Origin of the sequence: Novibacillus thermophilus, from assembly GCF_002005165.1 — a bacterium.
In the GTDB taxonomy this organism is placed as follows: Bacteria; Bacillota; Bacilli; order Thermoactinomycetales; family Novibacillaceae; genus Novibacillus; species Novibacillus thermophilus.
Window position 1 is genome coordinate 796,657 of the sequence record NZ_CP019699.1, and the last position, 22,951, is coordinate 819,607.

Annotated in this window: 20 protein-coding genes; 18 read left to right on the top strand and 2 right to left on the bottom strand. The window is 49.6% G+C overall.

All coding sequences use genetic code 11. From position 1 onward, the window contains the following. The first annotated feature begins 16 nt into the window (after window positions 1–16). The 11 genes from pruA to B0W44_RS03945 all read left to right on the top strand — a co-directional run bounded on the left by pruA (window position 17) and on the right by B0W44_RS03945 (window position 13,127). Complete coding sequence (gene pruA, locus B0W44_RS03900; protein ID WP_077718862.1) at window positions 17–1,564, top strand: L-glutamate gamma-semialdehyde dehydrogenase; 1,548 nt, start codon at window positions 17–19, stop codon at window positions 1,562–1,564. 320 nt (window positions 1,565–1,884) lie between these two features. Then, window positions 1,885–2,997: a sodium:solute symporter family protein gene (locus tag B0W44_RS03905; protein ID WP_228441495.1), complete on the top strand. Its 1,113-nt coding sequence runs from the start codon at window positions 1,885–1,887 to the stop codon at window positions 2,995–2,997. 110 nt (window positions 2,998–3,107) lie between these two features. Beyond that, window positions 3,108–4,334, top strand: a complete 1,227-nt coding sequence (locus B0W44_RS03910; protein ID WP_077718863.1) for an IS256 family transposase — start codon at window positions 3,108–3,110, stop codon at window positions 4,332–4,334. A gap of 81 nt (window positions 4,335–4,415) precedes the next feature. Continuing rightward, window positions 4,416–4,685 carry a hypothetical protein gene (locus B0W44_RS17685; protein ID WP_169835408.1) on the top strand — a complete coding sequence of 90 codons (270 nt, stop codon included), beginning with the start codon at window positions 4,416–4,418 and terminating at the stop codon, window positions 4,683–4,685. Window positions 4,686–4,750: 65 nt separating this feature from the next. After that, window positions 4,751–5,887, top strand: coding sequence for a M24 family metallopeptidase (locus tag B0W44_RS03915; protein WP_077718864.1), 1,137 nt, complete (start codon window positions 4,751–4,753; stop codon window positions 5,885–5,887). A 42-nt stretch (window positions 5,888–5,929) separates the two neighbouring features. Beyond that, window positions 5,930–7,099, top strand: a complete 1,170-nt coding sequence (locus B0W44_RS03920) for a metal-dependent hydrolase family protein (protein WP_077718865.1) — start codon at window positions 5,930–5,932, stop codon at window positions 7,097–7,099. A 128-nt stretch (window positions 7,100–7,227) separates the two neighbouring features. Next, window positions 7,228–7,551 carry a fluoride efflux transporter FluC gene (locus B0W44_RS03925; protein WP_077718866.1) on the top strand — a complete coding sequence of 108 codons (324 nt, stop codon included), beginning with the start codon at window positions 7,228–7,230 and terminating at the stop codon, window positions 7,549–7,551. Window positions 7,552–7,757: 206 nt separating this feature from the next. After that, window positions 7,758–8,645, top strand: coding sequence for a hypothetical protein (locus B0W44_RS03930; RefSeq protein ID WP_077718867.1), 888 nt, complete (start codon window positions 7,758–7,760; stop codon window positions 8,643–8,645). Window positions 8,646–8,785: 140 nt separating this feature from the next. Next, entirely contained in the window at window positions 8,786–9,385 is a 600-nt protein-coding gene (locus B0W44_RS03935) for a TetR/AcrR family transcriptional regulator (RefSeq protein ID WP_228441637.1), read from the top strand. 44 nt (window positions 9,386–9,429) lie between these two features. Further along, on the top strand, window positions 9,430–12,873 hold the full coding sequence (locus B0W44_RS03940) for an efflux RND transporter permease subunit (RefSeq protein WP_077718869.1): 3,444 nt from the start codon (window positions 9,430–9,432) through the stop codon (window positions 12,871–12,873). 38 nt (window positions 12,874–12,911) lie between these two features. Further along, window positions 12,912–13,127, top strand: coding sequence for a YhzD family protein (locus tag B0W44_RS03945; protein WP_149026921.1), 216 nt, complete (start codon window positions 12,912–12,914; stop codon window positions 13,125–13,127). A 294-nt stretch (window positions 13,128–13,421) separates the two neighbouring features. On the opposite strand, the gene pckA is transcribed toward B0W44_RS03945, so the two are convergent. Then, complete coding sequence (pckA, locus tag B0W44_RS03950) at window positions 13,422–15,005, bottom strand: phosphoenolpyruvate carboxykinase (ATP) (protein ID WP_077718871.1); 1,584 nt, start codon at window positions 15,003–15,005, stop codon at window positions 13,422–13,424. A gap of 217 nt (window positions 15,006–15,222) precedes the next feature. On the opposite strand from pckA, the gene B0W44_RS03955 reads away from it, so the two are divergent. The 6 genes from B0W44_RS03955 to bshB2 are packed head-to-tail and all read left to right on the top strand — an operon-like array spanning window position 15,223 to window position 20,517. Then, window positions 15,223–16,380 carry a DUF2515 family protein gene (locus tag B0W44_RS03955; protein ID WP_169835410.1) on the top strand — a complete coding sequence of 386 codons (1,158 nt, stop codon included), beginning with the start codon at window positions 15,223–15,225 and terminating at the stop codon, window positions 16,378–16,380. Window positions 16,381–16,386: 6 nt separating this feature from the next. Continuing rightward, window positions 16,387–17,307, top strand: a complete 921-nt coding sequence (gene rnz / locus B0W44_RS03960; RefSeq protein ID WP_077718873.1) for a ribonuclease Z — start codon at window positions 16,387–16,389, stop codon at window positions 17,305–17,307. Continuing rightward, complete coding sequence (locus B0W44_RS03965; RefSeq protein WP_335582651.1) at window positions 17,276–17,794, top strand: acyl-CoA thioesterase; 519 nt, start codon at window positions 17,276–17,278, stop codon at window positions 17,792–17,794. Before rnz ends, B0W44_RS03965 begins: the two co-directional genes overlap by 32 nt. Window positions 17,795–17,832: 38 nt before the next feature. Next, window positions 17,833–19,482 (top strand): transglutaminase domain-containing protein, encoded by a 1,650-nt coding sequence (locus B0W44_RS03970; RefSeq protein ID WP_077718875.1) that lies wholly within the window; start codon window positions 17,833–17,835, stop codon window positions 19,480–19,482. 20 nt (window positions 19,483–19,502) lie between these two features. Then, complete coding sequence (locus B0W44_RS03975; protein ID WP_077718876.1) at window positions 19,503–19,829, top strand: YojF family protein; 327 nt, start codon at window positions 19,503–19,505, stop codon at window positions 19,827–19,829. 25 nt (window positions 19,830–19,854) lie between these two features. Beyond that, window positions 19,855–20,517: a bacillithiol biosynthesis deacetylase BshB2 gene (bshB2, locus tag B0W44_RS03980; RefSeq protein ID WP_077718877.1), complete on the top strand. Its 663-nt coding sequence runs from the start codon at window positions 19,855–19,857 to the stop codon at window positions 20,515–20,517. Window positions 20,518–20,565: 48 nt separating this feature from the next. Here the strand turns inward: bshB2 and thpR are convergent, their stop codons facing one another. After that, window positions 20,566–21,147 carry an RNA 2',3'-cyclic phosphodiesterase gene (thpR, locus tag B0W44_RS03985; RefSeq protein ID WP_077718878.1) on the bottom strand — a complete coding sequence of 194 codons (582 nt, stop codon included), beginning with the start codon at window positions 21,145–21,147 and terminating at the stop codon, window positions 20,566–20,568. A gap of 502 nt (window positions 21,148–21,649) precedes the next feature. Between thpR and B0W44_RS03990 the strand changes: the two genes are divergently transcribed. Continuing rightward, window positions 21,650–22,948: an ABC transporter permease gene (locus tag B0W44_RS03990; protein ID WP_077718879.1), complete on the top strand. Its 1,299-nt coding sequence runs from the start codon at window positions 21,650–21,652 to the stop codon at window positions 22,946–22,948. Window positions 22,949–22,951 lie beyond the last annotated feature (3 nt).

Sequence of the window (22,951 nt, forward strand, 5' to 3'; positions counted from 1 at the left end):
AAAAGGAGGATATCACATGGTCACACCTTACCGTCATGAACCGTTTACCGACTTTACAGTGGAAGAGAACCGTGCGGCGTTCCAAGCCGCCCTGAACCAAGTGGAAGCCGAACTGGGCCAACATCATGATCTCCTCGTCGGCGGGGAACGCATCAAAACCGACGAGACCATCGTCTCCATCAACCCCGCGAACAAAGAACAAGTCATCGGCACCGTCTCCAAAGCGAACCGGGACATCGCCGAAAAAGCGATCAACGCCGCCGACGAAGCGTTTGAACAGTGGCGCGAGTGGGACCCGGAAGCCCGGGCCGGCCTCTTGTTCCGCGCCGCGGCCATCGTCCGCCGCCGGCGGCACGAATTTGCTGCGTACCTCGTCAAAGAAGCGGGCAAACCGTGGAAAGAAGCCGACGCTGACGTAGCTGAAGGGATCGACTTCATGGAGTACTACGGCCGGCAAATGATCGAACTGAAAGACGGCAAATCCGTGAACAGCCGCCCCATCGAACACAACCGCTACTTTTACCAGCCGATGGGCGTGACGATTACCATCTCGCCGTGGAACTTCGCCTTCGCCATCATGTGCGGCACCACCGTCGCTCCCCTCGTCACCGGGAACACCGTCCTGCTGAAACCGGCGAGCGCCACCCCTGTTGTCGCCGCCAAATTCGTCGAAGTGCTGCAAGAAGCAGGCGTGCCGGACGGCGTCATCAACTATATCCCGGGAAGCGGATCTGAAGTGGGCGACTTCCTCGTCGACCATCCGAAAACGAAACTGATCACCTTCACCGGGTCGCGGGACGTCGGGATACGCATCTGGGAGCGGGCGGCGAAAGTCCACCCGGGGCAGACCCACCTAAAGCGCGTCATCGCCGAAATGGGGGGCAAAGACACCGTCGTCGTCGACCGAGACGCCGACCTCGACCTGGCGGCGAGAGAGATCATCGTCTCCGCCTTCGGCTTCTCCGGACAGAAGTGTTCCGCCGGTTCCCGGGCCGTCGTGCATCAAGACGTGTACGACGACGTGTTGGAGAAAGTCGTGCACCTGACGAACGACCTCACCGTCGGCGATCCGGCCTCCCCGGACACCTACATGGGACCCGTCATCGACCAGGCCGCCTTTGACAAAATCATGGGCTACATCGAGATCGGCAAAACAGAAGGGAAACTGATGGCCGGGGGGATTGGAGACGACACGAAAGGGTACTTCATCCGGCCGACCGTCATTGCCGATGTGGACCCGGAAGCGCGCATCATGCAAGAAGAAATCTTCGGCCCCGTTGTCGCCTTCGGCAAAGCGCGGGACTTCGACCACGCCTTAGAGATCGCCAACAACACCGAATACGGATTGACGGGAGCCCTCATCACGAACAACCGGGCCCACATGGAGCGGGCAAGACACGACTTCCACGTCGGCAACTTGTACTTCAACCGCAACTGCACCGGCGCCATCGTCGGGTACCAGCCGTTCGGCGGGTTTAAAATGTCGGGGACCGATTCTAAGGCGGGCGGACCGGATTACCTGCTCCTGCACATGCAGGCGAAGACAGTGTCGGAGATGTTTTAGTTAAAAATGCGGTATTATGTATGACGGAGGGGGTGACAATAAATAGATCTAGAAATGCCTCAGTTTCGTTTAGGAAGCTGTTTAAAAAACGACATTAAGAAAAGGTTCGATACACCTCAGTACGAGGAACACAATTGGTGGAGGGGAACAACATTGACACGATCAGGGCATAGGTCTGTAAACGTATTCTCATTGACACACCTGACGAAGGAATGTAAGCAAACCCTCGAGACGTGTGTGGATAAGAGAAGGTTATCTATTGGAAGGTAAATATAGTCGTATGCGACAAGGCATGAAATTTGAGAAAGGGGTAGAAGGGTTTGGGAAATACTATTCATATTGTCGTCATCGTGATTTATTTAGCGTTAATGATTCTATTAGGTATTTACTTTTCTAAACGTGAGGTTAAAACAACCGAAGATTTCATGGTAGCAGGGAGACGATTACCATTAATAGTTCTTATCAGTACATTATTGGCAACTTGGGTTGGTTCAGGAACTGTTGTGGGAGGCGCAAGCTTTATTTATCAGTATGGTCCATTTGCGGGCATTTTTAACTTAATAGGTGGGCCGATTGGTGTAATTGTTCTTTACTTTATTGCAGATAAAGCTAGACTTTTGAAGAAATACACAGTTCCTGAGATGCTAGAAATTCGCTATGGAAGCAGCACTCGATTAGTCGCTTCAATTTTTATTTTATTAGCATACGTAGGAATTACCGCTTATCAATTTACGGGGGGAGCGTATGTTTTAAATATAACGACCGGTTTACCAGTAGAAATTGGAACAATCGTGATAGGTGTACTTGTCATTTTTTTAGCAACGACTGGTGGACTGTTTTCGGTTGCTTACACTGACTTTATAAGTTCTTTATTAATCGTTTTTGGCTTTTTTCTCGGGTTACCGTTTGTCCTGTCAGCTGTAGGAGGTTTTTCAGGAATGTCTGCTGAATTACCTGCTCATACCTTAACAATGACTGGGGGATTAACGGTACCACAATTAATCGGTTATTTTTTACCTCTGTTTTTACTAATACTGGGTGACCAAAATATGTATCAAAGATTTTCAGCTGCTAAAAATGCTAATACCGCCAAGAAGTCAGCTGTTGGTTTTTTTCTTGGTAATCTTTTGGTTGTCTCATTAACCATTATTTTAGCTACAGCAGCGATCGTCCTTTATCCGACCATTAATCCTGATACTGCTATTCTCCAAATTGGAGCAAGCGGTGTACCAATTCCAGTTGGTGGGATAATTTTATCTGCAGCTGTTGCTTTTATAATTACAACAGGTAATTCCTATTTGTTATCAGCTTCCAGTAACCTTGTTTATGACCTGTATGCTCGCTACAGTGAAAAGAAATTGTCAGATGTTAAATTATTGAAATTTAATCGCTTTGTAGTGGTAATTCTTGGGGTATTGGCATACGTTAGTTAAGTCCTTAAAATTGTGTAAAATGGATTCCTTAAAAATAAAGGAGCCAATTTCAAAATCCTCGGTTAGAATGGAGTTGTCGGAAATACCATTCTGGAGAGGAGAATTTTGAAATGGCTCAATACCAGATTACCGTAGATCAAGAACTTTTGCAGCAACTTTTTTTAGGACATTCAAAAGACGCTGGTGTAGCGAAATTACTGGAATCGGTATTAAACCAAATTCTCCAAGCGCAGGTGACCGAACAGCTGGCAGCTGAACGCTATGAACGCACGGATTCCCGTCAAGGCTATCGCAATGGATCCTATCCTCATCAATTAACCACTCGGGTGGGGACCATTACGTTACGTGTTCCACGGATTCGAAACGGTCAGTTCTCCACTGAACTGTTTGCCCGTTACCAACGGAGCGAGCAAGCTTTGGTGTTGGCTTTGATGGAAATGGTCGTAAATGGGGTTTCCACACGTAAAGTGACTCAGATTACCGAAGAGCTTTGCGGCACTCATTTTTCCAAGTCCACCGTTTCAGACCTGTGCAAAAGGCTTGATCCTATTGTGGAGGCTTGGAATTATCGTCCGCTTTCAGACCGCCGGTTCCCGTTTGTGCTGGTGGATGCCTTGTCCCTCAAAGTCCGTGAGGATGGCCGGGTACGGTCCAGAGGAGTGATGATAGGAATCGGTGTCAACACAGACGGTTACCGGGAAGTCTTGGGGATCATGACCGGTGACACGGAATCGGAAGCCAGCTGGAGCGAATTTTTCAGTTGGTTAAAACAACGTGGTCTTGGTGGTGTCGATTTGATCACCTCTGATGACCATGGCGGTTTAGTCCGTGCCATTCGTCACCATTTCCAAGGGGTCACCTGGCAACGCTGTCAAACCCATTTGATGCGTAATATTCTGGATGCCACACCAAAAGCGCTGAGAGACGAAGTTCATCGCCATGTCCGTGGCATCCTGGATGCAGCGGATATCGAAACAGCCAGAATGCTTTTGAACGAAACGCTGAAAGTCTTTGAAGAGAAAGCGCCTAAAGCCATGCGTATTTTGGAAAACGGGTTTGATGATGCCACCGCCGTTTTGGCTTTCCCTGAGAAGTACCGTAAGCGACTGCGTACCACCAACAGCGTCGAGCGGTTGAACGAAGAAATCCGCAGACGGGAACGTGTGATTCGCATTTTTCCCAACCGCCAATCGGTGATTCGTCTGTTGGGGGCCTTACTCATGGAACAGGATGAGAAGTGGGCCAGTGGTCGGAAATACCTCGATATGGAAGATTACTTCACCTGGCGCAAAAGCCATTCAGCAAAAACACATAGTAAGGTGACACGCATCATGTAGGCAGCTTATCTAACCGAGGAGCTTTTTACACACAATTTTGGACTTGATCCATACGTTCTTGGATCTTTCTTTCCCACCGTATTGGAAATACAAATGTACTCTTATACAATGTACGGTGCCGCCATCACACCAGCAATATTAGCTAGTTTCTTATGGAAACGTGCTACTGGTGTTGGAGCAATGGCCTCCATTATAACAGGGGGAGCAGCAACCTTAATCTGGGAATTGGTTTTAAATAAACCTTTAGGATGGAATAGTGTATTATTTGCCTTACCTTTATCTATATTAGCTCTCGTTATTTTTAGTCTTGTATCAAAAAAGGAGCAGCCAGTTGACAGACAAAGTGTTTAGTTACGATTCATTACCTGGTATATGGATTATCCAGTTGAATTTTAAAAAATTAGGGGTGTGAAAATATGCATATTGAACAGCGTATAACTTCACTCAGGGAAATCATGGAACATAAAGGAATCAGTGTTTCTGTAATATTTAACCCGGATCACCAGTTTTATTTGAGTGGGTTTAAAGCACTATTATATTCACGGCCTATAGTCATGTTAGTCGATGAGGAAAAAACGAGATTGATTGTACCTGGACTTGAGGAAATTCATGCGCGAGAGGATGCAATCGTTGACGAAGTCCAGGTATATTATGAACATCCTGAAATGGCTGAGAAAGGAACAAATTATAAAGAGATAATTAAAAACATTTTGTCAAAATATCCTGATGGTTCTAAAATAGGTATTGATACTTCATTCACTCCTACAGATGTAACGGTTTACTTTAAGGATTTAGGGTATAAGATTGTTGACATTGGTAGAAATATTGTTGAAATGCGATATGTTAAAGATCAAGAAGAGATTAGATTGATGGAGGAAGCAGGGCGATTAGTAAATTTGGCTGTTAGTGAAACATTACAATCATGCCGTCCAGGAATGACCGAAATAGAGATTGACTCTCGTGGCAACGCTGCACTATTTTCTGAAACAGCGAAGAATCATCCTAATGCAACACTTGATTTAGTCGTTATGTCTCCCTCTGGAATCGAACGAAGTGTTATGCCACATGTTTTTTCAAATACGCGCACCTTGCAAAGAGGGGACGTTGTTATCCATAGTAGACAGGTTGGACTTAATGGTTACCGTGCCGAACTAGAAAGAACATTTTTTATAGGAGAACCTAGTGAAAAACAAAAGAAAGCATTTGAAGCTGCACGGCTAGCTCAAGAAGTAGCACTCGATTTTATCAAGCCTGGCGTGACTGCTGCTGAAGTGGATAACGTTGCACGACAAGTTATTGAAAAGGAAGGTTACTCAGAATATTTTATTCATAGGGTAGGGCATGGTATTGGTGTTTCTGCGCATGAGGAACCGTACTTACGATTTGACAATAATCTGGTTCTTGAAGAAGGAATGGCCTTTTCAATAGAACCGGGAATATATATCCCAGGGGTAGGAGGTTTTCGTCACTCCGACACTGTCGTACTGACTTCAAATGGTCACAAGTGTATAACAGATTATCCGCGAGATTTGAATTCATTAATATTTGAATAAGGATCCCTTCTTTGGTTGAAAACATTGAAGGAGAGGAGTTAATTGCAAAAAATTGTAACGAATGTCAATGTCCTTTACGGAGATGAGCTAGAAGTTAAGCAGGATTACGCTGTATGGATTAAAGACAATAAATTTTATAAAGTACTGCCGATGGACCAAATACCAAATAGTCTTCCAGTTGTTGATGCTGGCGGGAGCTATTTAATCCCTGGTTTGATCGATCTTCATGTCCACATTATGTGGGATGGATCTATGGACCCTGTAGCAACTACGGAAAAAGAAAGCTATGAACAAATGATCATTCGAGCGGTGGCAACCTGTCAAAATTACATCCAAAAAGGGATAACTACTGTTCGAGATGTTGGCTCCATAAATGATATTGCATTACATGTTGCAAAAAGTATAGAGCAAAGACTTATTAAAGGACCAAGATTGATTGCAAGCGGTAAAACGTTGACTATGACTGGTGGACATGATCCTTTTTGGGCAAGGTTTTGTGATGGTCCGATAGAAGTTTTGAAGGCAACACGTGAGCAAATCTATAAAAATGCTCAAGTCATAAAAGTAAGCGCCACCGGGGGTGTTTATGGGAGAACAGAAGGCGAATCAGTTGGGAGTGTTGAGCTAAATTATGATGAACTAAAAGTCATATGTGATGAAGCTCACAAATTTGGTCTTAAAGTTGCAGCTCATGCCATTGGAAGAGAAGGGATATTAAATGCTTTAAGAGCCGGAATTGATACGATCGAACACGGGCATTTTCTGGACGAAGAACTGGTAAAAATGATGGAGAAAAGAGGGACCGCTTGGGTACCGACACTATATGTATATCAACAAATCGCGACTATTAATGGCATACCAAGTTATGCGAGACAGAAAGCGAAAGAGATTGTAAAAATTCATCAAACAGCATTCAAATCTTTTTTTTATCGAAGTGTGTTGATTGGTGCGGGGTCTGATGCTGGTTCTCCTGCAACACCCCATCCCTCATTAATTAAAGAGCTTTTGACAATGAATAAACTTGTGTCTAATCCGAAAGATGTTTTAAAAACAGCTACTATTAATGCAGGCAAAATCATTGGGAAAAAAGTTGGAAAAGTACAGGAAGGTTATTTGGCAGATTTTGTTTTGGTGGAAGGGAACCCATTACAAAATTTAAAATCCCTTTATAATGTTAACCGAGTATTTTTAGGCGGGAATGAGGTAAGTTAGTAAAGGATGATAATGGCTAGAAAATCATCATGCATAACTAATCTGTGATAAAGCTCATCTTTCACTCAGCTGATGGCTCCTGCTTCCCCTTTTACCCGGGGCGGTAGGAGTTTTTTCATGAAGGGAGACTGGTCAAAAACTATGTCGTATGTGGCAGTTGCGATAGGCGGTGCCGTCGGTATTGCACTTCGGTGTTAGTTCACCTATGCTATCAGTGGGTGGACTGCTACCAAGTGGACAGGAGCTTTTCCATGGGCACGTGGCTTGTCAATGTGACTGGTTCCTTGTTGCTCGGATGTCTCCTGCCGTTTGCAACATTGACCGACAGTGCTTTCATATCGCCCGTGACGACAGGGATGCTCGGTGACTATACGACGTTTTTGACATTCAACGTGGGGGCCGTACAGCTGTGGAAGCGTTATTTTCTAGGTGTAAAGCTTATCTCTGCTTAACGCTCAGCCTGCTGACTAGAATAGGCTGCTGCATGTTTAGGAACGTGGCAAGGAACGGTCCCGTTACCATCTATTTAGGTGAAACCCATAGGTAACAATTTCCGTTTATTCACTTATGGATGAGAGTCGGTCTTGGATAGGGACAGACTTCTTTGTTTCGCTGGTGCATACATAGGGAAAACTTTGACACTTTGGGGGCAGAGATGATGAATGCCGTGCACGCGAATGACCGATTATTTCAACAACTCATTGGAAAAAAATTGCGGAAAGTGTTAAAAGAACTCGGATTTCCAGAAGTGTCGCCAGACGTATTCGATTCGGAAACGATTCTCATTTTTCAACAGCATATGGCGAAAATGCCCACGTCCCACCAAATGGCGGTCCAACAGCTCGTGCGCTCATTACATAAAGGAAGAGTGACAGCTATTCAAACCCTGGAAGACGGACAGACCCAATTGACAGTGGACTTCGTCCATTTAGGTTACCTGTGTTCAGTCCAGTTGGTGCATTGGCACGAAAACTGGGACATGAAAGGTCCACCGACCATGGTGAAAGCCCCGAAGCGAACAGCCCCTGTGTTAGCGACGACGGCAGTGTTCGCTGTTCTCTTGCTGGGGAGTGCCTGGATGTGGAGTTCCGGCGGATTCGGTGCGAGATCGAACGCGATGAGCGTGAAGGACGCGATACAGTACATAGAAGCCGAAGGATACATTGTGATGACACCGGAAGAAAAGAACGAAATGGTGACCGCTGCCGAGGAGAACGGATACGAGAAAGCGCGGCAAAAACTGGCTAAACAAGAGGAAACAGATGAGAGTGGTGAAGACAGTCATACAGAAGGGGACAAGGGACAAGACAGCAGCGCTGATGACGAGAAAGAGAAAAAGAAAGAGTGGACCTTTACGATGAAAGAAGGCATGACGTCTAAAGACGTGGTGTCCGCCTTGAAAGAATATGGGTTGATCGAGGACGAGCTGGCATTTGCCCAAAAACTGGAAGATGCCGGCATCGCGACCAAGGTACGACCAGGCAAATACACGTTTACGAGTGACATGAGCGAAAAAGAGATTATGCAAGCCTTAGAGCCGAAGTAGGAAAAGGAAGCCGATCTCTCCAAACCGCGAGGGAAGCGGCTTTTTTGTTGTGACAATTGTGTGAACTGGACTGAAAATGACTTGAAAGTCAGTAGCCAGTCATTCATGATGGGGTAAGAGCGAGGGGAAGTGGTCATGTGATGCGTCGTTCTGACAAAAAAGCACGAATTTTAACGGCGGCGTATGACGTTTTTGGCGAAAAGGGCTATTACGCAGCCAAAATGGATGATATAGCAGAATTGGCAGATGTCGCTAAAGGGACGCTTTACTTGTACTATGCAAATAAGGAGGAATTGTTTCACGCAGTTATTGAAAAACTTTTACAAGATTACGTATGTACATATGAAAACATTTTAAACGAGCCTGTTCCGTTTACGGAAAAGCTGACATCCCTACTCCGGTATCAGATGCTGTTTGTTCGGGACAGGTACGATTTTGCGGTCATGAATCTCAGGGAAGGCCCGTTTAATGAGGCGTTTCGTCAGAAAGTAGCGGAAGCGATCGAAAAGACAGGTCACCAATTCAGCCGGCTTCTCCAGGAAACGCACCCTAAAACGGTTGATAAGAAAAAGGCATACTTCAGTTACTTGTGCTTCAGCCGTATGGGGGACGGGATGCTTGGAGACATCCTTTCGTCTGGGTGCCGTTTGTCAGACGACATGTTGGAGGAGCGTGCCCAGTTCGCGGCTAATTTGTTTGTGAACGGGTTAAAACAAGTGTTAACCGACGATGCACTGTAGAGGATTGACGTCATTCTTGCAAAAATAGGATCGGGGGAATCGCAATGTGGCTTGCCAAGACGGCGATTCGCCGTCCCGTGCTCACGGTTGTGTTTATGATCATCGTCCTCGCGCTGGGGGCGGTGTCGCTCACCGAATTAAATATGGACCTCATCCCGGACATCCACCCGCCGGTCGGCGCGGTTGTCGCGTCTTATCCTGGGGCGGGACCGGACGAAGTGTTGGAAAAGGTGACGAAGCCGCTGGAACAAAGGCTGGGGACGCTGGCCGGATTAAAGACGATCCAGTCCCAGACACAGGAAGGTCTTGTACTGATTCTGTTGGAATTTGAGTGGTCTGAAGACATCAACGACAAACAAAACGACGTGATTTCCCGCATTAATCAGGTGGATCTTCCGTCGGATGTGGATACGCCGACGTTTCTCAAGTTTGACCCCTCGTCTATACCGATTATGCAGTTGTCGGTGATGAACGGGGATGAGACGGACGAACTGCGGGAAGAAGTCGATGACATTGTGCAATCGCTGACGAATTTGTCCGGTGTGGCAAGCGCTGACGAAAGCGGTCTGCTGGATCGACAGATCAAAGTTGAGCTCGATCCTGAAGAGATGGACCGCCTCGGCTTATCCCATGCCGACATTCAAGATGTCCTTGAGGCAAATCATTTGTCACTGCCTGGCGGAGTGGTGCAAGACGGCGATGACGAGCTGACGACCCGCGTGATCGGCGAGTTGCCCGATGTAGATGCCCTAAAGGATGTCCTGGTGACAGTTGATCCGGCAACCGGAGAGGACGTGACTCTGTCGGATATCGCGTCGGTAGACGTCTCGACGGAAGACCGCACGCTCATTACCCGGACAAATGAAGAACCGAGTGTAAATATTAACGTCTACAAACAGTCCGGGGAAAACACGGCTGCCGTCGCCGCCGCTGTCCACGATGAGATTGAAGAATTGCAAGACGAGTTGGACGTGGAGATTGTAACCATTTTCGACCAGGGGGAATACGTGGAACGGGCAGTGGGCAATGTCTCCTCCGCCATGATCAGCGGCGGGATCCTCGCGATGCTGGTGCTGTTTTTGATTTTGCGTTCCTTTAAAAGTCCCCTCATGATCGGGGTAGCGATCCCGTTTTCAGTCATTGTCACGTTCGTCTTGATGTACTTTGCCGACTTTACTTTGAACATTATGACACTTGGCGGCCTGGCCCTCGGGATAGGGATGCTGGTCGATAACTCGATTGTTGTCATCGAAAACACGTATCGCCATTTACACATGGGAAAACCGCCCAAGCAGGCGGCCGCGGAAGGGGCTGGAGAAGTAGCGGCTGCCATTACGGCGTCAACCTTGACGACACTCGCCGTGTTTTTGCCGGTCGTCTTTGTGAGCGGCATTGTCGGAACGATCTTCCGCGAGTTTGCGTTCACTGTCTCGTTTAGTCTACTGGCCTCGCTCTTTGTGGCATTGACCGTCGTTCCAGTCATGGCTGCCAACCTGCTCAAAAGTCCGCGGAAAAATAAGGAGAAGGAACGGCAGCAAAGCGAGTTCTATACGAGATACCGCTCTGTGGTCAAATGGGCCCTGAATCATCGCAAATCGGTTATTGCCATTGCCCTCGTGTTGCTTGTTGCCGGAGGAGCAGGAGTCTGGTCGGTTGGGTCGGAGTTTTTGCCTGCGATGGACGAAGGGCTGTTCATCGCGGAAGTGGAAATGCCGCCCGGTACGGGTTTGGCAAAGACAGACGAAGTGACGGAAGAAATTGAAGCAATCCTGGCCGATGAACGGGACGTTCAAGACTTCCAGACGGTTATGGGGACAGCAGAAGGCGAGGCGGCGCTGTACGGTGACAGCGGGCGTCACATTGCACAAATATACGTCAGCCTCGTCGATCGGAATCAGCGTGATCGTACGACGAGCGAGATCATGAACGCATTACGCTCGGACATCGAGAGCGTACATGACGACGCAGACATCACTCTGACGGAACAAACGTCGTTTGAGGCGGGCGGCGCACCGAATACAGTTGGGTTTCTCGTGAGCGGCGATAAGGAAGTGCTGGACGACCACCTGGACGAGATCACATCGGCTCTCGAAGACGTTGCTCACGTGACTGACGTCATGAATTCAGAGGCCGAAACGCAACCAGAATTGCAAGTCACGGTCGATCGGGAAAAGGCGCGGGATCACGGGCTTGTGCCCGCTGAAGTCGTCGCGGCTGTGTCGGAAGCGATCAGAGGGGAAGTTGTGACACGAGTAGCCGATGACGAGGGAACCGAACGCGACGTATTGCTGCGGTACGATCGGTCGGTCACGGAATCGCCAGATGCGTTGAATGATTTGGACGTAGGCGGTGTCACCCTCGGAGAGGTGGCGGACATTGAAGAAGGTGAAGGTCCCACGACGTTACAGCGGCACAATTTGGAGAATGCTGTCGAGTACACAGTGCAATACCGTGATGCGACGTTTGGAGAAATGGAGCAAGCCGTACAAGCTGAGCTTGACGACTTAGATTTGCCCGATGAGTTGGACGTCATATTTATCGGCGCTTCAGAGATGCTCGATGATGCGGTAAGCGACTTGACGCTGGCGGCCGTCTTATCCGTTTTACTCGTGTTCCTCGTCTTGGCCGGACAGTTTGAATCGTTTAAGTATCCGTTTGTCATATTGTTTACGTTACCGTTAATGGTCATCGGCGTGGCGTTAGCGTTATTCGTGACTCAGACGCCGGTCGGTGTGACCGTCATGATCGGGTTGATCGTGTTGGTCGGCATTGTGGTGAACAACGCCATCGTCATGGTGGATTACATTAATCGACTCAAGCAAGCAGGGCGGATGACATACGATGCCATCGTCGAAGCCAGCGCGATCCGGCTTCGCCCGATTGTGATGACGGCCACGACGACTATTCTCGGATTACTTCCGCTGTCCCTTGGCATTGGAGAAGGGACAGAGATTCAGCAGCCGCTAGCGATTGCCGTCATCGGAGGGTTGTTAAGTAGCACATTGCTGACCCTAATCGTCATCCCCGTCGTGTACAGCTGGTTTGATCCGGAAACCCGGTACCGCTACACGTACTATCCTGCTCGTCCGCCGCGGCAGCTTCAGTATGTGGACGCAGACGATTTGGCTCTTCCTGAAGGTGACGCTGAAAGCGAAAGGACGGCTCATGAATCATCCAGAGCTCGTGAAGATGAAGACGTGCAAGGGGAAGCTGGAAAAAGGGAGAGACAGACAACCGCGGAGGATCGGGACGGGGGTCAAGGAACTCGTTTAGACGAGGCATCCTACAGTAGTCTCGACGAGCAGTCTGATACAGCGGATAGAGAAACGGAAAGCAGGGCGGACAAACAGCAGGAAACGAAAACACAGAGGACGTCCGACGATCTTTCCTGGGAAGAAGTGTTGGATTTAATGTCCCGCATGTTGGAAGTGGCGAAGAAACTGCCCTCGCGGGATGAGCGGAAAGAAAATGACGACGAAGAACGGTAATTCACTGGAAGACCATGTTATAATACAGATAAAAAGGAATGCAGAGGGGAAAGCGCATGTACCATATGACCGTTTTTGACGACGATGGAAAAAAGCTGTATGACTCACCTATCGAAGCCACTAGTGACGAAGAGGCAAAGGAAAAAGGGACAGTTTGGCTGAAAGAACACCGTCGTCAGGATGCACCGTACCGCATCTTTCACAGGACCGGTCGCTTAATTGCTTTCCACAGCCACAAAGGAAAACATGCTTGACTACCCTATGCCCCGGACGGATGATGTTGTTCTGGGGCGGTTTTTGTTGAGTCTTCAAGTGATCAACGACCGGCTTTTCCGTGTCGAAACGGAGATTGCGCGAATGTCCAAGCTATGAGGGAGCGATTCAGGTCGTACCGGCAATCGACCTCTTACGTGGTGAGACGCATTCCAAAAAGGGAATGCGTCTTTTCCGTTTGGTTGGGCCAATTTTTTCCATTTTTCGTACGCTTTTCTCCTAACCTATTCATAGAGGGGCGTTTCAAATAGAAAAACCATCTTTTAAACTGTTCTTCAACCTCGCACAGGAGGACCGGCTTTGCGGATCTTTTCCGCGACGTAAGAAAAACGTTGAAAATTGTCATGAAAACGGGCGGCCAACTCCCGCGCTTTCCGTTCGTAAGCCTCAGGGTCGGACCAGGTGTGTTTCGGGTTGAGCACATCCGATGGCACATCGGGACAATGGGACGGGATGGATAAATGAAAGTACGGTTCACGTTCAAACGGCACGTCTTCCAATGCGCCGTCAATGGCCGCACGTACCATAGCCCGCGTGTAGGCGAGTTTCATCCGTTCCCCCGTGCCGTAGGGCCCTCCGGTCCAACCGGTGTTGACGAGATAGACCTGTGTTCCGTGCTGCGCGATGCGTTCCCCCAGGAGTTGGGCGTACTCCTGAGCGGGACGCGGTAGAAACGGTGCGCCGAAGCAGGTGGAGAACGTCGCTTCCGGTTGGGTGACACCGCGCTCGGTTCCGGCCAGCTTACTCGTATATCCGGAAAGGAAGTAGTACATCGCCTGATCGGTGCTCAAGCGTGCAATCGGAGGCAGGACGCCAAAGGCGTCTGCCGTCAAGAAGACGATGACTTCTGGATGTCGTCCGATGCCCGGGATTACGGCCTGTTCGATGTACTCAATGGGGTAGGCGGCGCGCGTGTTCTCCGTCAACGAACTGTCGTCGTATACCGGCACACCGGTCTCACGGTCGATGATGACATTTTCCAAGACGGAGCCGAAACGGATGGCGTTGTATATTTGCGGTTCTTTTTCTCGTGACAAGTTGATGCACTTGGCGTAACATCCCCCCTCCATGTTGAAGATTCCTCTGTCGGACCAGCCGTGTTCATCGTCACCGATCAGACGCCGATTCGGATCTGTGGATAAGGTCGTTTTTCCGGTTCCTGACAGACCGAAGAACAAGGCGGTCCGCCCGGAGGAGTCCATATTGGCCGAACAGTGCATCGGCAACACATTTTGGTCGGGCAACAAGTAATTCATAAGGCTGAACACGGATTTCTTGATCTCCCCGGCGTACTCAGTTCCCCCTATGAGAATGAGGCGTTTGGCAAAGTGAATGATAATAAACGTCCCCGAGCGGATGTCGTCACGTTCCGGGTCGGCGTAAAAACCGGGGGCATCCACGACAGTGAAAGGTTCACGGAAGGAGTCGAGATTATCGTCGGTGGCGTTGATCAGTAATTGACGCGCAAATAACTGGTGCCAAGCGTATTCGGTCAGGACGCGAATCGGCAAGCGGTACGCAGGGTCTGCTCCTGCAAAGGCGTTCAACCCAAACCACTGGCGTCCTTTCATGTAGCGGAGCAATCGCTCGTAAATCTGGTCAAACTGGGATTCGCTGATCGGCTGGTTGACCGGACCCCAGTCGATCGCACTGTGGACAGACGGCTCATCCACGATATACTTGTCTTTAGGAGAACGGCCAGTAAATTTCCCGGTCGTGGTGGCGAAAGCGCCTGTCGCCGTCAGCTGTCCTTCACCTCGGGCTATCGCCTGTTCGACAAGGCGGGGAACAGATAAGTTCCAGGCAACGTCGAGAGAGGACAGGTGCTTGTCTATCACTTGTGTCCCTTCTTTGAGCAAAAGAAAAACCTCCTGTAACGTGTGATTAGTATGTGTGTGTTCTTAAAAATCCATTCCATCGCAAACGGTTTTAAATAGTATAACACATTTTGGATTAATATGTTACATTAAAATAAATTTTGTGCGAAATGAAGCATTTGCTGTATCGACTCGGGGATGAAAAAGGAGTGAAGGCGAAAGAAATTGTCCATACTACATGAATGTTTCATCGTTATAGGTGGAGAAGGTGTTTGATATGTGGGAATGGTTGACGCGTGCTCTCGGAGATGAAAGTACTGATGAACAGCTTGTCAAACGGTTTAGGGGTCTATTCTCTGAGAACTACGTTGGAGAAACTGCTTCCGTGCCATTTCGTCAGCTCAAAAACGACGAACGGGAGATCGTTCAATCCATTCGCAGGCAAACAGAAAAACGTAACCGGAACAATGTGACGCGGACTGCCGCCTATCTCGCATTTTTCCAACAGCACCCCAGTGTTCACTGGGCTTTCCTTGCGCACATGGTTTCGCGCAACGGCGGTTGGTGCATGACAGATGTGAAGGGATCTCTCTTGAGGCCGATTCTCCCCAAGGGAACGGCCCATTCTTTTTTTGACATGTTCGAACGTTCCAACTGGCTGATTTTCCACGATGCATACCCCCAATTGCTCCTGTACGACGAATCCATTCGCCGGGGAACGGCTTTATTTTACTTGCTGCCGCACTTTGGTGTGTCGCGTTTCATGACAGCTGTATGGCAACACTTTTGGAGGGAGAGAGACGAATCGCTGTTAACCGTTGCCCTCATTGTGAACGAACAGCAGTACATTGAGCAGCGGATCGTCCAACATTCGCATTATCGGCGCACTGTACTGCACACGGCCCGCTACAAATTGCAGTGTGCCTTTGATTTCAATCAAGTCGTCTTTCCCGTCACGGAACTAGCGGAACAACCACGCTTGGTGGGACGAACGATGCACAACTTTTCAAACGTGAAACACCGAATCAAAACGGGACGAAAATTGTACCAGATACTGTTTCATCCGAATTTTTATAGACGGATTTACGAGTGGGCCGCTTCCCATCCGCATACCGGTTCGCGGGCAGACTACTGGCCGCACCGGTTTACGGCAGAAGAACCTGCTGGACGCGACAAAGTGTACAGTCCGGCACTATCCGATGCGTGGCCGGACATCGAACACCGTCCAGCGGAAGAAGGGGATTGGTATCAAGATGCGTCAAGCCTTTCCGTCGTTCCGGACGTAACGGCCCAAAGGGAGGAAAGTTTTTATGTCACCGACGTCTACGAGCGGTCATACCGCCGACTTAAACTCATGTCGTGGCTCATGCGCGTGAAACGACATCTTGCCCGCCATCGGGCGTTTGACGGGAGGTGACCGTGGTTGGAGTTGCACTTTTTGGGGACGGGAGCCGGTGTTCCCTCGAAAACTCGAAATGTGTCGTCCATCGCGTTCTCATTACCTGAATACGGTGGGCGGATGTGGATGTTCGATTGTGGAGAAGGGTCACAACATCAGATTTTGCACACATCTCTTAGATTAAGAAAGTTAGAAAAACTGTTCGTCACTCACATGCACGGAGATCACATTTTCGGGATTCCGGGTTTACTGGCCAGCCGTTCGTTCCAGGGAGGTGAAAGCCCCCTCACCCTTTACGGACCACCGGGTATTCAACGTTATGTCGACATGTCCCTCTCCCTTTCTGGAACGCATCTGCCTTTTGAACTGGATGTCGTAGAAATGGAAGACGGCATGACGGTGGAAGATCCCCCTTTGACGGTACACATCGGCCAATTGGATCACCGCGTTCCCTGTTTCGGTTTTCGTGTAGTGGAACGGGATGCTCCGGGTAAACTTTTAGTGGACAAACTGAAAGCTTTTGGAGTTCCACCAGGGCCGGTCTATCGAAAAGTGAAACAGGGTGAGACGGTTCAATTGGAGGATGGCCGCATCATGGATGGACGTGACTTTCTCGGGCCCGTACGACGCGGTCGGATCGTCACCGTATTAGGAGACACCCGTCGCTGTGACAGAGCGGTCACATTGGCGAAACACGCCGATGTCCTCGTACATGAAGCGACTTATAGCGAAGCTGAGCGGGAGTTGGCTCGCGCCTATTTTCACGCCACGGCCGGTGAGGCAGCCGAAACAGCTGTTGAAGCCCAGGTGTCAACCCTCATTCTGACCCATGTCAGTCCCCGTTACCACGAGAAAGAAGACGTCTTGCTGCAGGAAGCCCGGCGCATTTTTACCCGGTCGTTCCTTGCGCAAGATGGGTCGTCGTTTACCGTGTCCAGGTATTGACTTAAAATATTTAACGCCGATACGCTGTTTGGTGTACAATGAGAAGCATGGAATATCGCAAGTCAAAGGGGCGAGTGGCGAGATGGAGCGGTCGATTGAGATCGAAGTACGCTCTACAGAAATAGACGAACTGGGACACGTCAACAACGCCAAATATTTGGAGTATTTGGAATGGGGGCGCGAAGACTGGTACGATCGTACAGGGCTTGGCGCGGAGCAGTTGTCGGCGAAAAATCTCGGCACAGTGCTCGTCCATCTGAAGATCAATTACCGCCGTGAGGCGCGTAAAGGCGACCGTTTACACATCGTGACCAGACCTAAGCGAAAAGGGAACACCAGTTTCGTGTTGGAACAAGACATTGTGAATGAAAATGGTCAGCTCGTCGCCGACGCAGAGGTAACTGTGGTCCTGTTTGACCTCACGAAGCGAAAAAGTGTGCCGCTCCCGGCAGAGTTCGGGCCCATTTTTGAGGAAGCGAATGACTGACGGCGCTAAGTCAAAGCCGTGTAACGGAGGGGAAAAACGTGGGGAAGTTGTGCGTGCCGTTCCTCCTGATCACCGTATCGCTAATGGCCATTTCAGGATGTTCTGGGACGGAGGTGGCGGGTACTGAGGAGGGTGAACAGGGGAAAGGACAGATCGAATCGACGTCGGTGCCGATCAAACTGACGCCGTACGCGGAAGAAGTAGGCGCTTCTCTCGAACACCCAGAAAGCCAAGTGTTGTCTGTCCGTCAATCCTTTCGTCTCGCTGGACGTGTTCGCGATGCAGAACAGCTCATGGGGTCGCACGTTTGGGTGTACTTAGATGGACCGAAAGGCGGCTCATTTGACTACTACCTGCCGATGGAAGGCGGCCATTTTGAGGGTGAGATTCGTCTGTTCGAAGGAGAAGGAGTCTATAACGTCACTGTTCGTGTTCCGGACAAGGAGACGGCCGATCGTTTTTACGATATAGCGACTTTGGAAGTGACAAACAAAAGCACTGAGATAACGCGGGATGTGGCACTGCGTCCCCCGGGCTTGGAAGCGAATCTCCGCATGACGGAGCCGGCGAGCGGATATGTCGAGGCCGACGGCACACTCTCACTAGCAGGAACAGTCGGAGAAACGTTTCATGGGCAGACGATCGTGGTAAAAGAAGAAAAAGACGGGGAGTCGTCAGAGTTGTTGCTGCCGGTCGAAGACGGGGCCTTTGCCGGGGACATTCCGCTGTACTACGGCGCTGGCCTCTACGACATTACCGTCATGGTGCCAGACTCGTCCCGGGAAGACACTTATCTCGAAGCGGCTCATCTCTTAGTGTCGAACGAGAGTACGACCGTGATGGAACCGATCACATACTATAAGCATTACTACGAACACAAGTTTCAACTGGACGAACCGAAGGGTGGCGGGTTGCAAGCAGGAGAGACGTTTCGGGTAAGCGGGAGCCTTGACCTGAATCTGGAGGAGAACCAAAATGTCGAACAGTTGATTGTGACGACGGAAAAGGATGGAGAAGAAGCGAGCTACCTCATTCCGATCCATGACGGTCGCTTCGACGGGGAGTTTTGGCTGCGTTTCGGCCCTGGAGAATACGAGGTGACACTGAACGTCCCGACGGATCCCGGAGCGGAACAGTCGTACTTCAAATTTGCCGGTGTAGCCTCTTTTCGCGTCTTAAGCGATGCAGAAGACGGGCGTTATTTAATGCCGTCACGCGGAATTCAAGCCGATGCTCCCGCAATCGAGAAGTTGGCGGAAGATTTGACACGGGGGAAAAACGGTGAACGTGAAAAAGCGAAGGCGATATATGAATACGTGGCCAAAACCGTGAAGTACGATGTACGAAAACTTGAGAACGACGCGTTCAAACTGGATGACAGTGCGTTGAAGACCCTTGAGAGCCAAAAAGGGGTCTGTCAGGATTACGCCTTTCTAACTGTGGCATTGCTGCGTTCGATCGGAATCGAATCGCGTTACATCGGGGGAACGGCGCAGTCCGGTTCGTTCGTCGAACGGCACGCATGGGTCGAGGCAAAAGTGAACGGGGAATGGGTGGTCATGGATCCGACGTGGGGCGCCGGCTACGTGCAAGATGGGCGATTCGTCGCCCATTACGACCCGCAGTACTTCGACCCTGACTCGCAAACATTCGAGAAGACGCACCGGCGGGAAGAAATTGTTTACTAAATCGATGAGGAGGACGCATCGTGATTCCGATTGAAGTAGAAGAAGTACAAAACGCAATCCAAGGGTTGACCGACAAAGACTTGTACATTCATCTGGAGACGACCGGTGGGGCGTATACGAAAAACAGCGTCAGCGCCTACATTCGAAATGCAGTGGTGCGTTTTACCGACGGGCGGATCAAAGGGGCGGGACCGTACCGCGTCGGGCTCAAAATGGAACACGGCTGGATTTATGCAGAAGGATTGACTCATTGGGAGTTAGACGATCAAAAGCGCCTCTTGTTGGCGGGATATGACGATGCGGGAAGGTTGACCGTGGCGCTGCAGTTAAGCGCTGAGCCGTTTTGATGACATAGGGAAAGGGGAGAAACAGATGACAGAACGCCGCGTTCTTGTCGTATTGCCGCATCCGGATGACGAATCGTTCGGAGCTGCCGGTGTCATTGCCCAGTTGAGGCGAAAGGGGACACCAGTTACTTACGTCTGTGCGACCCTGGGGGAGATGGGGCGGAATATGGGAAGGCCGTTTTTCGCCAACCGGGAAACACTTCCGGACGTGAGGAAAAAGGAACTGGAGAACGCCTGTGCCGTCCTCGGTATCGAAGATTTGCGCTTGCTTGGAATGCGCGACAAGACCTTGGAGTTTGAAGATCCGGATTTGTTTGCAGACCGCATTCAGGCGATAATCGACGAGTTAAATCCGTCTCGCATCATCACGTTTTATCCCGGTCACGGTATTCATCCGGATCACGATGCCTGTGGCGAAGCGGTGGTCAGGGCCGTTTCCCGCTCGCCGAAAGAGAAGAGGCCGGTCTTGCACTGTATAGCGATACGTGAAGACAGCGAGGACATTTTAGGGAAACCTGATGTCGTGGTGGACGTAAGTGATGTCTTGGATATCAAAATAGAGGCCATTAAATCTCACCGCACACAATATCAAGGGATCATCTCCCAGTTCGGCATGGAAGCAGACGAACAAAACCAAGAACTGCGCCAGTGGCTCGCCCGGGAGACGTTTTGGGTGTACGACGTGTAGCGTACTTAGGTGTCTTCAAGTATGCTTCGATTCCCGTTTTGCTCACCGTCATTCAGTTTCTGTAAAAGAGTAAGTCTGCAGCGGTTCGTACATGGGCGTTCGTCCGAGATGGGTTTGGTACAGGACGATTTCCTGCACGCGCCATTCAAGGTCCTTTGTCTCCGTAACGGTGTACGATGACAGCTGGTCGAAGGAGAAATGATCCTTCCGGTAGTGTTTCGCCAGTGTGATGTGGGGCCGGTATGGCCGCTGTTCCCGGGGAAATCCGATACGTTCCAATGTGGAGGCAACATGCTGTTGCAAGTGCGCCAATGTGTGTTTGTCACCAGTGACGTCCGCCCACAGAATGCGGGGTTTACGGCGTTGACCAAACACGTTCAGCCCTTTAAGGCCCAGTGTGAACGACGGCAACGGCGGCAACGCTTGGGACAAGTGTTGTTTCACCGTTTCCACCTGGGCGGGTGGGCAGGCACCGAGAAATTGTAGCGTGATATGGTAGTCGGAGGGATGGACCCATTTGCGGAACGGCCACTGTCGCCGCAAGGTATGGGACCATTCGGACAGAACAGATTTAATCTCGTCGGGAAGCGGGACCGCGACAAAAATGTGCGGGTGTTCAGTTTTGATCATTTTGCAACGCCTCTTTCTTTAAAAGAACGGAAAATCCGTTGCCAATCAAGGCAAAACGTCCTGTACTCACAGAGTGCACCTCGCACGAACCCACTCATGTTCCCAGTCTCGGGATGAATAGGCTTGTTCACGTATTGGATGGTGTTTCATGTCTTTTCTTGATCTGATTGCGACATATACTTATGGGCGGAGTGCGTCAAAATGACTACTCTGACAAGCGATTAGCGTTGTACTTAACGTAGCGGTAAGTGCGTCTGATGGAGTGTTTTTTAGGCAGATCTTTCTCTCATGTTAAGATAAATCCAAACGTCGATCAACACCAGGAACGCGATGGGTGACGACATGAAAAATATGTCGCATGGGGACATGTGTCGTGGTTCGCGAACAGCAGGAGAGTGAGTAATCACTATAAAATCTTCTTGACATTCAGATCAGTGTCTTTTACTCTGTTATTAGTAAGTGAGTACTCACTATTGAAGACGCTGTTGATGGAGTGACGGAGATGGGGAAGCGATTATGGGCATTGGTCAAGAAGGAGTTTATTCAACTCAAGCGCGATCGCAGAACGTTGGCCATGTTGATCATATTGCCGGTGCTGTGGCTCGTCGCATTTGGATATGCTGTTAACTTTGACATTGAAGAACTGCGGGTCGCATGGATCGATGAGGCCGATAATGAGTCAAGCAGGAAGTTGTGGGATCACTTACAGAAAAACGAACATTTTCAATTGATAGGGACCAATTGGTCGCGCAACCTGGCGAAGGAAGCGATGGAAGACGGAGAAATCGATGCAGCTGTCATCATACCAAAAAACTATGAATGGCTGTCTGCCAAAAGTAAACCCCTTGTTTGGGTGGACGGAAGCGAACTGTTTTCCTCCCAATCATTCGTCCGCTATTTTCAAGAGGCATGGGGAGATGTCCAGCAAGATCACTTTGAGGCGGTTAAATCAGATGTGCGGGAAACCATGACTGAGACTGGTGGAAGTATGGAGGTTGATGTTGGTCAACTTCCTCAGTTTCAAGAGTTGACCCGTGAAATTCCTGCTGAACAGTTGCCCCATTTTCACGAAAGTTTAAAAAGAGGGTTACAAGAACAGATACAGGATAACCTGGACAATCGGATAGAACAGGTGATGGAGATCTTCCCCAACATGTCCGAGGTGCAGCCGGAAGTGGACATTTTGTACAATCCCGACATGAAGACGGTCCACTTCATGATCCCGGGACTGGTCGGTCTCGTGCTCATTTTCATTACGACGCTCATGACAGCTTTAGGCATCGTGAAGGAAAAGGAACGCGGAACGCTGGAACAACTTGCGGTATCACCGCTGTCATCGTTTGAACTGATGCTCGGTAAAGTGTTACCGTACGTATTGATTGCCCTTGTCGACTTTTTGGTGGTGTTTGCCATCGGGGTCTGGTGGTTCGATGTCCCGTTCAAAGGAGACGTCCTTCCGTTTTTTGCTGTGTCACTTGCTTTCCTCGTCTGCAGTTTAGGGATTGGACTGCTCGTGTCGACCGTTTCAGAAACACAACAACAAGCAATGCAGCTGGCCATCTTTACACTTGTGCCACAGTTTATTCTCTCCGGTTTTGTATTTCCCCTGGAGGCCATCCCGTGGGGGATACGCTGGATCTCTTATTTAATGCCGCTCACGTATTACGTGCCCATAAGCCGCGGCGTTTTCTTAAAAGGGACGGAAATGGCGGCGTTCGTACAGCCAGCACTCATTCTAACCGGATTAGCTGTATTCGTCATACTGATCGCCAGTTTAAGATTTCGCCGGAAGTTGGGGTGAGAA